Source organism: Microbacterium sp. NPDC028030, assembly GCF_040637855.1.
In the GTDB taxonomy this organism is placed as follows: Bacteria; Actinomycetota; Actinomycetes; order Actinomycetales; family Microbacteriaceae; genus Microbacterium.
On record NZ_JBEZXF010000003.1, the window covers coordinates 189,279 to 203,624 of the forward strand.

General features: G+C 69.8%; 11 protein-coding genes. 5 read left to right on the plus strand and 6 right to left on the minus strand.

Annotated features, from left to right (window positions below; translation table 11 throughout):
- Positions 1–23: 23 nt before the first annotated feature.
- Together AB0E56_RS15370 and AB0E56_RS15375 are read left to right on the plus strand one after the other, a co-directional pair.
- Positions 24–1,382, plus strand: a complete 1,359-nt coding sequence (locus AB0E56_RS15370) for an FAD-linked oxidase C-terminal domain-containing protein (RefSeq protein WP_359800404.1) — start codon at positions 24–26, stop codon at positions 1,380–1,382.
- Positions 1,375–1,785, plus strand: coding sequence for an NUDIX domain-containing protein (locus tag AB0E56_RS15375; RefSeq protein ID WP_359800406.1), 411 nt, complete (start codon positions 1,375–1,377; stop codon positions 1,783–1,785). Before AB0E56_RS15370 ends, AB0E56_RS15375 begins: the two co-directional genes overlap by 8 nt.
- A 16-nt stretch (positions 1,786–1,801) precedes the next feature.
- Here AB0E56_RS15375 and nagB read toward each other — a convergent pair whose 3' ends face one another.
- The 5 genes from nagB to AB0E56_RS15400 form a co-directional block, all read right to left on the minus strand.
- Positions 1,802–2,581 carry a glucosamine-6-phosphate deaminase gene (gene nagB / locus AB0E56_RS15380; RefSeq protein WP_359800409.1) on the minus strand — a complete coding sequence of 260 codons (780 nt, stop codon included), beginning with the start codon at positions 2,579–2,581 and terminating at the stop codon, positions 1,802–1,804.
- Complete coding sequence (locus AB0E56_RS15385) at positions 2,574–3,539, minus strand: ROK family protein (protein ID WP_359800411.1); 966 nt, start codon at positions 3,537–3,539, stop codon at positions 2,574–2,576. The genes nagB and AB0E56_RS15385 overlap by 8 nt, the downstream gene beginning before the upstream one ends.
- Before the next feature lie 40 nt (positions 3,540–3,579).
- Positions 3,580–4,767: an ROK family transcriptional regulator gene (locus tag AB0E56_RS15390; protein WP_359800412.1), complete on the minus strand. Its 1,188-nt coding sequence runs from the start codon at positions 4,765–4,767 to the stop codon at positions 3,580–3,582.
- 79 nt (positions 4,768–4,846) lie between these two features.
- Entirely contained in the window at positions 4,847–8,113 is a 3,267-nt protein-coding gene (locus AB0E56_RS15395; protein WP_359800414.1) for a family 20 glycosylhydrolase, read from the minus strand.
- A complete protein-coding gene (locus AB0E56_RS15400; RefSeq protein ID WP_359800416.1) occupies positions 8,104–9,318 on the minus strand; it encodes an amino acid deaminase in 1,215 nt (404 codons plus the stop codon). The genes AB0E56_RS15395 and AB0E56_RS15400 overlap by 10 nt, the downstream gene beginning before the upstream one ends.
- Before the next feature lie 25 nt (positions 9,319–9,343).
- On the opposite strand from AB0E56_RS15400, the gene AB0E56_RS15405 reads away from it, so the two are divergent.
- Positions 9,344–9,748, plus strand: a complete 405-nt coding sequence (locus AB0E56_RS15405; protein WP_359800419.1) for a RidA family protein — start codon at positions 9,344–9,346, stop codon at positions 9,746–9,748.
- 109 nt (positions 9,749–9,857) lie between these two features.
- The gene (locus tag AB0E56_RS15410; RefSeq protein ID WP_359800421.1) at positions 9,858–11,348 is read left to right on the plus strand and encodes a L,D-transpeptidase; all 1,491 of its coding nucleotides are present in this window, start codon (positions 9,858–9,860) and stop codon (positions 11,346–11,348) included.
- A gap of 120 nt (positions 11,349–11,468) precedes the next feature.
- On the opposite strand, the gene AB0E56_RS15415 is transcribed toward AB0E56_RS15410, so the two are convergent.
- Entirely contained in the window at positions 11,469–13,688 is a 2,220-nt protein-coding gene (locus tag AB0E56_RS15415) for an NADP-dependent isocitrate dehydrogenase (protein WP_359800422.1), read from the minus strand.
- Positions 13,689–13,864: 176 nt separating this feature from the next.
- Between AB0E56_RS15415 and AB0E56_RS15420 the strand changes: the two genes are divergently transcribed.
- Positions 13,865–14,323 carry a GNAT family N-acetyltransferase gene (locus AB0E56_RS15420; RefSeq protein WP_359800424.1) on the plus strand — a complete coding sequence of 153 codons (459 nt, stop codon included), beginning with the start codon at positions 13,865–13,867 and terminating at the stop codon, positions 14,321–14,323.
- The last annotated feature ends 23 nt before the right edge of the window (positions 14,324–14,346 follow it).

The following is a 14,346-nucleotide window of genomic DNA, read 5'->3' on the forward strand; positions in this document are numbered from 1 at the left end:
CCGCCCTGTCGTGAGCGTCTGACGTGAGCGTGCTGTCGCAGCTGCAGGAGTCGCTCGGAGCGCTCGTGGACACCAGTCCCGCGTCACTCGACGAGGCGAGGGCCGACCGTTCGGGTCATGCCGCAGCAGGGCTCCCGGTCGCTGTCGTCCATGCCGAGAGCGTCGAAGACGTCCAACAGACCATGCGCATCGCCACGGCCACGCGCACGCCCGTCGTGATCCGTGGTGCCGGCACCGGACTGGCTGGTGCCGCCAATGCAGGCGCGGGCGAGATCGTGCTGTCCGTGCGTCGGATGACGGCGATTCTCGAGGTACGGGCCGACGATCTGCTCGCGGTCGTCGAACCGGGCATCCTGAATGCCGATCTCAATGCCGAGCTCGGCCGCCACGGGCTGTGGTGGGCACCCGATCCTGCCAGCCGCGACATCTCCACCGTCGGCGGCAACATCGCCACAGGTGCGGGCGGCCTGCTGTGCGCGAAGTACGGCGTCGTGCGCGATGCGGTGCTCGGCGTAGACCTCGTGCTCGCCGACGGGCGCCTGTTGCACCTCGGCCATCGCAGCGTCAAGGGCGTCACCGGTCTGGACCTCACTGCCCTCGTGATCGGCTCCGAGGGGACTCTGGGGGTCGTGGTCGGGGCGACGCTCAAGCTGCGCCGGCTGGTCCCGGGCAACACCTGCACGATCGCTGCGACCTTCCCCGGCGTCCGGGCTGCTGCTGCGGCCTCCGCCGCCGTGACCGCAGCCGGCGTGCAACCGGCGATCATGGAGCTCATGGATGCCGCCAGCCTCGAGGCCGTGCATGCGCTACTCGCTCTCCCCGCCCCGACGCCGGGCGCCGCGCAGCTCACGATCCAGACCGACGGACCGGCGGCCCGTGCCGAGGCGGAGGCGATCGCGGACATCCTGCGCGCACACGACGGAAGCACGGTCGTCTCGCACGACAGAGCCGAAGGAGAGCGTCTGCTCGCTATCCGGCGGTCGATGCACGCGGCGATGGCATCGCTGGGCACATCCCTGATCGAAGACGTCGCGGTGCCGCGCAGCGCGATGCCCGCGATGTTCGACGAGATCGCCCGCATCGAACGCGAGTACGGTCTGCGCATCCCGACCGTCGCCCATGCCGGCGACGGAAACCTGCATCCGAATTTCCTGTTCGACGGACCCGAGGTCCCCTCAGAGGTGTGGGCGGCCGCAGACGACCTGTTCCGCGCCGCCATCCGGCTCGGTGGGACGCTCACCGGAGAGCACGGCATCGGCGTGCTGAAGCGACGCTGGCTGGCCGAAGAGCTGGGAGACGACCAATGGCACCTGCAGCGGCAGATCACGGCGGTCTTCGATCCGCTCGGGATCCTCAACCCAGGGAAGGTCTTCGATGCCTGACATCCACGTGAGCGCGGCCGTGATCGTCGATGACGAAGGACGCGTCCTCGTCGTCCGCAAGGAGGGCACGACGACGTTCATGCAGCCGGGCGGAAAGCCCGAGCCCGGCGAGTCCCCCGCTCAGACGTTGATCCGCGAACTCCACGAGGAACTGGGGCTGCTCCTGGAGGAGCGCGACCTCCGGCCTCTGGGAACGTTCGCCTCGGCCGCGGCCAACGAGCCGGGCCACCGTGTCGTCGCAGAGGCCTTCGCGACGAGCGTCGATCCGGAGGCCGTGACCGTCCAGGCCGAGCTCGCCGAGCTCCGTTGGATCACCCGGGAAGACATGCCGACGCTCGCCCTGGCACCGCTGAGCACAGAGCACCTGCTGCCGATCGCCTGGCCTGCGCTCGCCCAGGACTGAGGACGCTCGGCGGGCGTCAGATGCCCTGCCACTCCGGCTTGTTCGCGAAGGTGTAGCGGTAGTAGTCGGCGAGCGAGAGCTGTGATGCGGCTGCTTCGTCGACGACGATCGTCGCATGCGGGTGGAGCTGGATCGCGGAGCCGGGCAGGAGAGCCGTGAGCGGTCCTTCGACGGCGCCTGCCACGGCCTCGGCCTTGCCCGCACCGAACGCCAGCAGCACGAGGTGGCGCGCCTTGAGGATGGTTCCGAGCCCCTGCGTGATGCAGTGCATCGGCACGTCGTCGATCGAGTCGAAGAAGCGGGCGTTGTCTTCGCGGGTCTGCTCGGTGAGCGTCTTGACGCGCGTACGGGAGGCGAACGACGAGCCGGGCTCGTTGAAGCCGATGTGTCCGTCGGTGCCGATTCCGAGGATCTGCAGATCGACGCCACCCGCCGCGTCGATGGCGGCCTCGTAGTCGTCGCCCGCGTGCTGGATCGTCGCGAGCGCGCCGTTGGGAACGTGGATGCGCTGCGGGTCGAGCCCGAGCGGTTCGACGACCTCGCGAGCGATGACCGAGCGGTAGCTCTCCGGGTGGGTCGGGTCGATGCCCACGTACTCGTCCAGCGCGAAGCCGCGCACCTGGGAGACGTCGCGGCCGGCGAGCTTCGAGCGCAGCGCCTGGTACACGGGCAGCGGGGTCGATCCCGTGGCGAGACCGAGCACCGCGTCGGAACGACGGTCGATCAGCTCGACGATCTCTGTGGCGACCAGCTCACCGGCGGCCTCGGCATTCTCGACGATGACGACCTCAGCCATGCGGGACGATCTCCTTCTCGGTGATGGACGCGCCGACGAGCGCGGCGCCGAAAGCGGCGGCGGGAGACCCCGCGGACAGCAGTTCGATTCTCTCATCCAGCCGGAGCGACCGCATGAACGGCGAGGCCTCGGCCCCCGCATGCAGCGCCGCGCGGATGCCGTCTTCGAGGCGTCCACCGAGCGCGGTCAGGCCTCCCCCGATGATGACGGTCTCGACGTCGGCCGAGAGCACGAGCACCCGCACGGCGGCGGCCGCTCCGTGGTAGAGATCGTCACGGAGCGCGAGTGCCAGCGGATCGCCCGCGTCTGCGGCGTCGAAGATGTCGCGGATGGGAAGAGCGCCCGGGCGTCCCCACGCCTTGGCGAGGGCGCCGCCGCCGCAGAAGGTCTCGATGCACCCGCGCTGTCCGCATCCGCACAGACGGCCGTGCGGGTCGACCGAGAGGTGCCCCACTTCGCCGGCTGTGCCTCGAGCGCCGCGCCAGATCCGTCCGTCGATCACGATCCCTGCGGCGACCCCCGTGCCGAGATTGAGATAGGCCATCGACCCGGAGACGCCGCTGAGCGCGGCCGCACCGAGCGCAGCGGCCTTCACGTCGTTCTCCACCCGGAAAGGCACACCCAGTGCGCGCTCGGCGCGCTCGGCGAGGTCGAGCGACTCGACTCCGAGGTTGACGGCGTGGTCCACGCGTCCGGCCTCCGCGTCGACGAGTCCGGGGATGCCGATCCCGACGGAGCCGATGCGCGAGACCGTCAGGCCCGTCTCGTCGGCGAGCGTCGCGACCGAGGTGACGATGCTCTCGACGACCGCGTCGTCACCCCAGCCGGTCGGGCGACGCAGCCTTCCGATGATCTCACCGGCTGCGTCGACCGCCACGGCATCGATCTTGGTGCCGCCGACGTCGAGGCCCACACGGATCGGCCGACCGGAACGGTCGGCGGTGCCCGCATCGGTCATCAGATGCCACGCCCTGCGGTGCCGGCGGTGAGAGCAATCCTCACGACACTCCCAGCTGGCCCGAGAGGACCATCACCGCGGCTCCGCGCAGCACGATGTCGTCCTGGTGCGTGAGACGCACCTCGACGTCCTCGAACACGCCCTCGAGAGTCCGCGCGTGCAGAGTCTCGATCGCGGCGTCGATCAGGATGCCGTCGAGCAGGTCGGCGGGCCCGGAGAGCACGACTTCCGACAGGTCGAGCGCGGCGACGATCGGGGCGATGGCGATGGCCATGCGGGTGCCGGCGTCGCGCAGGATCTCGTCCCGCGCCGCGGGATCGGCGGCGATCGCGGCTCCGAGGCGGCTGACGCTGAGCCAGGCTTCGAGGCATCCGTCCTTGCCGCAGGCGCAGCGCGGCCCTCCGTCCGTGCCGACCACGACGTGACCGATCTCCCCTGCAGCGAAGCGACTGCCGAGCAGCGGCTGGCTGCCGGTGATGAGGCCGGCGCCGACCCCTCGACCGATCTTGATCAGCATGAAGTCGGCCTTCGCGTCGCCGAACGTGTACTCGGCGAGCACAGCGGCGTTGGCGTCGTTCCTGGCGAGGACGGGCAGGTCGAGGTCGACCCCGAGCTTCGCCTCCAGCGGGAAGTTGGTCCAGCCGAGGTTCGGAGAGCTGAGGACGAGACCGTCGGGTCGCACGACGCCGGGTGTGCCGATGCCGACGCCCAGCAGCGGCTGCGTCGAGGCGGCGACGAGGGTCTGCGCCAGCTGGTGCAGCGCCGCATAGGCAGCTTCGCCGTCTGGTGACTCCGGTCGCGGCACCTCACGTCGCTCGAGGACGTCGCCGTCGAGGCTCAGCACCGCACCGGTGAACGCACTGGGGCCGGAGAGGTCGAGGCCGAGGATCTGGTGGCCGAACCGGTCGATGTCGATCAGGATCGGGGGCTTGCCGGGGCCTACTGCCTCGCGGACGCCCATCTCGATCACGATGCCGTCGGCGATGAACTCCGCGACCAGATCGGAGATCGTCACCCTGGTCAGCCCCGTCTCACGCGAGAGGTCGGCGCGACTCATGGCTCCGGCGTGATACAGCGTCTGAAGCACGAGTGCCCGGTTGTGCCCGCGAGCGTGCTCAGGAAGCACTTTGGAGCGCGAACGCAGGTGGCGCCCTGGGCCGAAGGCGTGCGAGTTCGCGCCGAGGTACTCTGCCGGCGACGCTGGACGCTGTTCATCCGAAACGGACATGTTTGTTAGTAGACCTTACGAACAAAATTTACGCAACCTCTGCCCGCGCACGCGCAGGCAGGGTTACCGAAACGTTACATTACTTTCGATGCTCGGCGGAAGCGGCCCGAGAGCGCTCCACCAGGCGAGCGACCAGACCCGCGACGATGTCCTCCCGAGCCGCGATCGTGAGCGGTTTGCCCGGCACGCCGGGTCGGCGTTGAGCGGGTGTCGGGCCGTCAAGGGGACGATACCGCACCCCGGCGGCGCGGAGGCGGCGCAGGTGCGTGGGCAGGCGCCGACCGAAGTCCGCGAACGGCGCCGGATCACCGCCCTCCCAGAGGCGCTCGGCGATCGCCGCCAGACGAGGGAACATCGCGAAGTCGACACGATCCCGTGTCGGCAGGTGCTCGCTCCAGACGTTGGCCTGCCCTCCGACAGCGCCGTCCTCGATCCGCAGCGTGTACGCCCGCTCGATCGACAGCGGAGGCCCCACCCTGATCGGCTCCTCCACGGACTCCGACTGGGGATAGTCGAGGTACACCTCGAGGTCGGGACAGGCCACCACGGGGATGCCACGAGCGAGGGCGTCCCGCATCGCCACGGGGCCGCGCCAGGCCAGGATCCGCACCCCATCCGGCACATCGCCCTCGAGGACCTCGTCCCATGCCAGGGCGGTCCGCCCCCGGGAGCGGACGTGCGCCACGAAGTGCGCCGTGAACCACGGTTGCACGTCGTGCGCGGTGGCGAGTCCGAGTTCCCGCATGCGTTCGGAGGCTGCGGCGCTCTGCGCCCACTCCGTCACGGGCACCTCGTCTCCGCCGATCCCGATCCACTCCGCGTCGAACACGTCGCACAGGGCGTCGATGGCCTTGCGACCGAACGCCAGCGACGCCTCGGTCGGAGCCAGCGTGCGGGGGTTGACACCGAAACGCTCCCACGGCGCGGTGACCGGATCGCCGACGTCGACGTTGCCGAGTTCGGGGTATGCCGCGAGCGCAGCCTGGATGTGGCCGGGCAGCTCGACCTCGGGTACGAGCGTCACGAAGCGCGCGGCGGCGTAGTCCACGAGGTCGCGCAGCTCGGCGGCGGTGTAGAACCCCTCGTGCACACCGGGTTCCACCGTCGCGAGAGGACCGTGACCGGTCTGCGTGGCCATCCGCCTAGAGCCGATCTCGGTGAGCCGGGGGAAACCGGGGACCTCGAAGCGCCACCCCTGGTCATCCGTGAGATGCAGATGCAGGACGTTGAGGTGGTGGTCGGCGAGCAGGTCGATGAGCCGACGCACCTCGTCGACGGGACGGAAATGCCTGGCGACGTCGAGCATCGCCCCGCGCCACTCGTACGCGGGCGCCCCCTCCCACACGCCGGCGGGGACGACGGCGTCTGACGCATCGGGATCGCGGAGCTGTCGCAGCACGGTGGCACCCCGGAACACACCGCCCGGGGTCGCGCCTCGGATCTCGATGCCGTCCGCGCTCACGGTCACCCGGAACGCCTCAGCGCCGATGCGGCCGGCTGCCTCCGCCTCTGCGCCGAGAGTCTCATCGACCAGGAGGCGGATGGGGGACGCATCCTCCGACGCCCCTCCGCCGCCCAACCGCACCACCGAAGCGGCGAGGTCGGAGGCGGCTCGGATCGGGGTGTCGCCCGCCCAGGCGAACCCGGGCACGGAAGGGTCGATGCGTGCGTCGACCCGCGGCACGGTCGCCCGATGGGGCGGTGGCGGCATCCGCAGGGCGCGCCCCGGTGCGGCACCGGTGGGCTCGCCGTCGGCCAGCACAGCCACTCCTCCGACCAGCACCTCCACGATGCCGCGCGGAGCAGCGAGCGGAGAGTCGAAGGTGGCGCCCGCCGCGATGGCCTCGGGGTCGAACAGCACGAGGTCGGCAGTCGCGCCGTCCCGGATGATGCCGCGCGGCGCGTCTCCTCTGTCGAGCCCGAGGCGTCGGGCCGGTGTGCCCGACAGGTGACGCACGGCCTCCTCGAGCGTCAGGACGCCGAGCTCACGCACGTAGTGACCCAGATAGCGCGGGAAGGTCCCCCGGCCGCGCGGGTGCGGCCTGGCGCCGATCAGGATGCCGTCGCTCCCGCCCGAATGCTGCGGGTGGCGCATGATCGCGCGGACGTTCTCCTCGTCTCCGATGTGCATCAGGATTCCGGTGGCCCCGGAGTCCTGGATCACCGTGTCGATCACGACGTCGACGGCTCGGCGACCCGTCGCGGTGGCGATCTCCGCGACCGTGCGTCCGACGAGACCCCCGAGCGCCGGGTTCGCCGCGCCCGAGATCTGGATCTGCGTCCAGTCGGCCTTCTCACCGTGGAAGCCGTCGCAGCCGACCTCCTCCAGCTCGACGCGCAGGCCCTCCCGCCCTCCGGCATCGAGTGCGGCGAGGGCGCCGAGAAGGTCTCCGGTCGCCGCGAGCCGACTCGGCAGCAGCGCGGCCAGCGTAGTCGCCCCGGGCAGGTACGGGTAGGTGTCGAGGGTCACGTCCACGCCGTCGGCGATCGCCTCGTCGATCAGGGCGAGGAGTTCCTCCGCCCTGCCGCGATTCGGCGCGAAGTTCATCGTGGCGTGCGTGAGATGCACGGGGCACCCGGTGCGGCGACCGATGTCGAGCGCCTCCCGATACGCGTCGAGCGCTCCCCCTCCGTAGCTTCGGGTGTGGGGCGCCCAGTAGCCGCCGCGCTCGGCGACGACTCGGCACAGCGCCTCGAGCTCTGCCGTGTCGGCGTACATGCCCGGCGTATAGGTGAGACCGCTCGACATGCCGAACGCTCCCGCATCGAGGGCGGCGCCGAGCACCTCCGCCATCGATGCGATCTCGGTGGGCGTCGCTCGCCGGTTCTCGTGTCCGACCACCATCATCCGCAGGTTCCCCTGCGGAACCAGAACGGCGGCGTTCGCGACGGTCGCCGCATCGATGGCCGACAGCAGGTCGTCCATCGACCGCCATGGCACGTCGGCGGGCAGGCCGTTCCACCCCGCGATCTGCGCGGGGATGACAGCTGCGGCGGCGTCGTCGAGCGGCGCGTAGCCGAGGCCGTCCTGCCCGAGCACCTCGGTCGTGACACCCTGCCTGATCTTCGCGTCGTGCGTGGCCCCGCCGAGCACCGCGAGGTCGCTGTGGGCGTGCATGTCGATGAAGCCCGGCGCCAGGACGAGTCCCTCTGCCGCGATCTCGACCGCCCCCGCCGGGAGTTCGAGTTCGTCGGGTCGGCTGCCCCGTGGTACGACGGCCACGACCCTGGCGCCTTCCACCGCGACGTCGGCCGCGAAACGGGGGGCGCCCGTTCCGTCGACGACCGTGGCACCCCGATAGACGCGGACGAGCCCCGCGGAGGCCTTCTCCGCGCTCAGAAGCATGTCGCCACCGCCCCGATCACCCGGGGGTCCTCTGCGTCGGGATCGTCGATGACCGCGACCACCCGCCACTTGTCGAACGCGGTGCACGGGTGGGAGAGTCCCAGCCGCACGACGTCGCCGACCGCCGCGGTGGTGCCATCGGCGAGATGCAGGAACGCGTGCTGATCGTTCAGCGCCGTCACTTCGCCGTCGACCGACTGCGGCACCGGAAGGTCCAGGTCGAAGGGCACATCGCGCCGCCCCGCATCCAACAGGGCGAGACCGTCCTCGGGCTGCGAGACCACCCGCGACCAGACGTGCATCGCCGAACGGAGCGGCGCCGTCTCGGTCAGCGCACCGAAGGGCGACATGCGGGAGTAGAAGCCGTCGTCGTGGATCTGGAACGCGCCAGAACGCAGCACGATATCGGCGTCGACGTTCCGTGGCGCGAGCACCGCGGCGGCGCGATCGGGGAAGGCGCTGCCTCCCGCGCTCAGCACGGGCCGGACACCCTCGGAATACGTCAGCCGGTCGTGCAGCTCGACGATCGAGCGCAGGTACCGGTCGACGGCGGCGATCGAGTCCTCGCTGCGATCCGGTCCGAACGGTCCCTCGTATCCCGCGACACCGGCCAGTCGAAGTCCGGGGGCGGTGGAGACCGCTTCGGCGATCCGCTCCCCTTCCTCCACGGACCGGGCGCCGGTGCGCCCGCGCGCTCCTCCGAGCTCGACCAGCACGTCCAGCGGGCGCTCGGCGTCGCGCATGCCCTCTGCGAGGATCGCGACCCCTCCGAGCGAGTCCGCCCAGCACAGCACCCGCACGCCAGCACCGGCGAGCAGCACGCCGAGCCGTCGCACCGCGGCGAGATCCGTCACCGCGTTGGCGATCAGCACCGTCGAGACGCCGGCGTCGACGGCGACCTCGGCCTGCCACGGCGTCGCGACCGAGATGCCCCACGCCCCCGCGTCGAGAAGCCGCTGCCAGAGCGCCGGCGCCATGGTGGTCTTGCCGTGCGGAGCGAGCAGCACGCCACGCTCCGCAGCCCAGCCGAAGACGGTGTCCTCGTTGTGGGTCAGCGCCTCTTCGTGGACGGTCATCACCGGTGTGACCAGGTCGGAGAGACGCAAGCCGGCGCCGTGCACCTCGGAGAGCCGAAGCCCTGCGGCGTGCGCGGGGAACCCCTTCGCCCAGGCGCCGAGAACGGGATCCGGAATTTGTAGAGGCATCTAACAAGGCTACTAGGCTGATGGCATGACCGCGAAGATCCGAGTATCCACCGACGCCGCCCCCGCCCCTGCTCACACCTTCTCCCAGGGGATCCGCAAGGGCCCGTTCGTCCAGGTCTCCGGCCAGGGTCCCGTCGACCCGCGTACCAACGAGTATCTCTTCCCCGGCGATGTCGCCGCGCAGACGACTCGCACGCTCGAGAACGTCAAGGCGATCGTCGAGGCGTCCGGCGCGACGTTCGACGATGTCGTCATGCTGCGCGTGTACCTCACCAAGCGCGAGGACTTCCCGATCATGAACGAGGCCTATGGCGAGTTCGTGACAGCGCACACCACCGACGGCGTGCTCCCGTCGCGCACCACGGTCTTCACCGGTCTGCCGCGCGAGGAGATGCTCGTCGAGATCGACGGCATCGCCATCGTCGACTGACGGAGGCAGTGCGGGGAGGCACCGTATCACGGACCGTTGCCTCCCCGTTACCTCCCATCCCGTACCATTGGACCTCAGGACACGTTTTGAGATCCGGGGGGTGAAGTTCGTGACCGATCTGATTTCTGCGCCGGGCGCCGCAGCCGAGGCGCACGGCGACGACTCCGCACCCACCGCGGGGCTCACATCGGGAGACTCTTCCACCGACGCGATGCCGTCAGGCACCGGAGAGCAGCCCCTCGCCTGGGCGCCCGTCGAACCGGCTCCCAAGAAGCGCCACCTCGGCCTGTGGATCGGCCTCGGCATCGGGGCCGTCGCCCTGGGCGCGGGTGCCGCTTCCTTGATCCTCATCGCTCCCGGCACCACGGTCGCCGGCATCCCCGTGGGATGGATGACTCCCGGTGCCGCGGCCGACGCCATCAGCTCTCATCTCGCCGAGACCGAGGTCACGCTCACGGGCGAGGGTGGGGATGTCGTGCTCACCGGTGCCGACCTCGGCGCGCAGGTCGACGCGACGACCCTGGCCGACGCCGCGTTCGCCGATCGCCCGATGTGGAACCTCGGGATGTGGATGGGCGACCCGGTTCCCGCCGATATCGTGCTCGACGCCGACACCGCCGGCACCGCACTGCGCGCCGCAGTGCCGACGAGCTTCACCGACCCCGTCGATGCCGGAGTCGTGTTCGACGCCGCGAGCGGCACATATGTGATCACCCCGTCCGAGGCCGGCACGGGGATCGACGTCGACGCACTCACCGTCGCCTTCGCGGACGCGGTCGCAGACGGCGCCACATCGCTCGAATACCCCGGCGGACCTGCCGAAGCGCTGCCCGCCGTGTCGGACGACGATGCGACGGCCACCGCCACCGAACTCAACACGCTGCTCGGGAGCATCGGCTTCTATGTCGGCGACGAGCGCACGGTGCCGGTCACTCCGGCCGTCGCCGCGACCTGGCTGACCGTGGTCGACGACGACGGTCAACTGCGCATCGAGGCCGATCCGCAGGCGATTCAGGCGACCGTCGACACACTGCCGGGTCTCGTCGACCGGGCCGCGGTCAACGCGACCAACATCGTCGATTCCGCCGGCACCGTGCTCCGCTCGGAGCAGAAGGGCGCCACGGGGCGCGCGCTCGGCGACACGTCGACCGTCGCGGAGCAGTTCGCCGAGCAGCTCACCGCGGGCGACGGCGTGTTCGCGCTCACCGTCAGCGAGACCGCGTTCGAGACCGTGAACCTGTTCCGCCGCATCGAGATCAACCTGAGTCAGCAGCGCGCCTATCTGTTCGAGAACAACGAGGTCGTGAAGTCCTGGGCCGTCTCGACCGGTCTGCCCGGAACCCTCACCCCGACCGGCAACTTCAAGGTGTTCGCACACACGGCGATGCAGGACATGGGCTGCTACGAAGGCGCTCCGTACTGCACCGAAGACGTGCCGTGGATCACCTGGTTCGCGCCGAACATCGGCTTCCACGGCACCTACTGGCACAACAACTTCGGCCAGCGGATGAGCCACGGCTGCGTGAACCTGCCGATCGATCTCGCCAAGTACGTCTACGACTGGTCCCCCGAGGGCCTCGAGATCTCCGTCTACTACTGATCCGTACGTCGGCCACGCCCGGACTCCCGGGTGCTTCGTCGACGGTTCGTGCGCCCCGCGCGTGGAACGGGCACGAGAGAGGGGGCGGATGCCGCAGCATCCGCCCCCTCTCTCTGTGCGTCAGCGCAGCGCGTCGACGATGCCGTTCAGCGTCGCGGACGGACGCATGACGGCGGCGACGAGCGCCTCGTCCGGACGGTAGTACCCGCCGATCTCGACCGGGGTGCCCTGCACCGCGTTGAGCTCGGAGACGATCTTCTCCTCGTTCTCGGCGAGGGTCGCGGCGACCGGCGCGAAGGCCGCTGCCAGGTCGGCATCCTTCGTCTGCTTCGCCAGCTCCTGCGCCCAGTACAGGCCAAGGTAGAAATGGCTTCCGCGGTTGTCGATCGTGCCGAGTGCGCGACCGGGCGAGCGGTCCTCCTCGAGGAAGGTGCCGGTCGCGGCGTCCAGGGTCTCGGCCAGCACGCGCGCCTTCTCGTTGCCCGTGCGGTCGGCGAAGTGCTCGAGCGACGCGGCGAGCGCGAAGAACTCGCCCAGCGAGTCCCAGCGCAGGTAGTTCTCCTCGACGAGCTGCTGCACGTGCTTGGGAGCGGAGCCACCGGCGCCGGTCTCGAACAGTCCGCCGCCTGCGAGCAGCGGCACGATCGAGAGCATCTTGGCGCTCGTGCCGACCTCGAGGATCGGGAAGAGGTCGGTGAGGTAGTCGCGCAGCACGTTGCCGGTCACCGAGATGGTGTCGAGGCCGTGCCGCATGCGTGCGAGCGTGTAGCGGGTGGCCTCCTCCGGGGCGAGGATCGTGATCGTGAGGCCCTTGGTGTCGAGCGTCGCGAGTCCCTGGTGCACCTTCGCGATGATCTGCGCGTCGTGCGAGCGGTTCGCGTCGAGCCAGAAGACGGCCGGCACACCCGTCGCACGAGCGCGGCTGACGGCGAGCTTGACCCAATCCATCACCGGGATGTGCTTGGTCTGCGTCGCCCGCCAGATGTCACCCTTGCCGACCGTGTGCTCGATGAGCACGGTGCCCTCGCTGTCGAGCACCTGGACGATGCCGTCTGCGGCGATCTCGAAGGTCTTGTCGTGGCTGCCGTACTCCTCGGCAGCCTGCGCCATCAAGCCCACGTTCGGGACGGTGCCGATGGTCGCCGGGTCGAGGGGGCCGTTCGCGATGACGTCGTCGATGACCGCCTGGTAGACGCTCGCGTACGACGAGTCCGGGATGACGGCGAGCGTGTCGGCCTCTCCGCCGTCCTTGCCCCACAGCTTGCCGCCGTTGCGGACGAGCGCCGGCATGGAGGCGTCGACGATCACGTCGCTCGGCACATGCAGGTTCGTGATGCCCTTGTCGGAGTTCACGTACGACAGGCGGGGTCCATCGGCGATCGCCTTGTCGAACGCCGCCGCGATCTCCGCACCGCCGGTGACGTTCGCGAGCCCGGCGAGGATCGAGCCGAGGCCGTCGTTCGCGCTCAGGCCCGCCTCGGCGAGCTGGGTGCCGTACTGGTCGAAGACATCCTTGAAGAACGCCTTCACGACGTGACCGAAGATGATCGGGTCGCTGACCTTCATCATGGTCGCCTTGAGGTGCACCGAGTACAGCACGTCGTCGGACTTCGCCGTCGCCAGCGTCTCAGCCAGGAACGCGTCGAGCTCCTTCGCCGAGAGGAAGGTGGCGTCGATGATCTCGCGCGGAAGGACCTTGAGGCCCTCCTTGAGCACGGTGACGGTGCCGTCCTCGGCCGTGTGCCGGAACGACAGCACGTCGTCATGGGCGGCGACCCACGAACGCTCGTTGTGCTTGAAGTCGTCGTGCCCCAGGGTGGCCACGCGGGTCTTGGATCCCTCGGCGAAGGGCTTGTTGCGGTGCGGGTGCTTCTTCGCGTAGTTCTTCACCGCGAGAGGGGCACGCCGGTCGCTGTTGCCCTCACGCAACACCGGGTTCACGGCGGAGCCCTTGATGCGGTCGTACCGCGCGCGCACGTCCTTCTCTTCGAGCGAGGAGGGCTCGTCCGGGAAGTCGGGGATGTCGTAGCCCTGCGCCTGCAGCTCGGCGATCGCCCCCTTCAGCTGCGGGATGGATGCGGAGATGTTCGGCAGCTTGATGATGTTCGCCTCGGGGAGCGTGGCGAGACCGCCGAGCTCGGCCAGCGCGTCGCCGACCTGCTGCTCCGGGGAGAGCTTCTGCGGGAACGCGGCGAGGATGCGGCCGGCGAGCGAGATGTCGCGCGTCTCGAAGTCGATGCCCGCCTGGCCGGTGTAGGCCTGGATGATCGGGAGGAAGGAGGCGGTGGCGAGTGCCGGTGCCTCGTCGGTGTGCGTGTAGATGATGGCGTCGTCGGTCACCGGGAGGTTCTCCGCTCTCGTGGTCTATTTGTCTCGATACCAAGATACCTGAGTGGCCTCGACACCGTGTCCTGGCCAGTGCGCCGGCACCCGCATCCGTGACGCGGGTCATCCCTCCGGAGTGAAATGTTCGCCCGAAACGTGTCCCGCCCGCCGGGAGGGGTTAGCCTGGGGTCATGTCCGAACTGCGCATGGTCGAACTCTCCGCTGCGACGATCGTCGCCGTGAACAACCTGTCGCTCAAGCCCGGACAGGAGCAGTTCCTCGCTCCCGTCTCGTACGGGATCGCGGCCACCGTCATCAATCCGCAGACGTCGTGGCAGCGGGTGATCCTGGATCGCAACGAGGTCGTCGGCTTCGTCAGCGCGAACTTCGACCCCGAGGCGCCGGAGGAGCACTTCCGCTCCGTGCTGTGGCGCATCAACGTCGACGCGGACGATCAGGGGCGCGGCGTCGGCCGCTTCGCCGTCGAGGCGCTCATCGAAGAAGCCCGCGCACGCGGTGTCGACCATGTCGACGTGATCTACGAGGCCGGCGAGGGGGGACCCGAGACCTTCTTCCACCGGGTCGGATTCACGCCTGTCGGCGAAACCGCCTATGGCGAGGTCATCGCCGAGATCCGCGTCACGTCCTAGACCGGCGGCGGGGTCTCGAATCC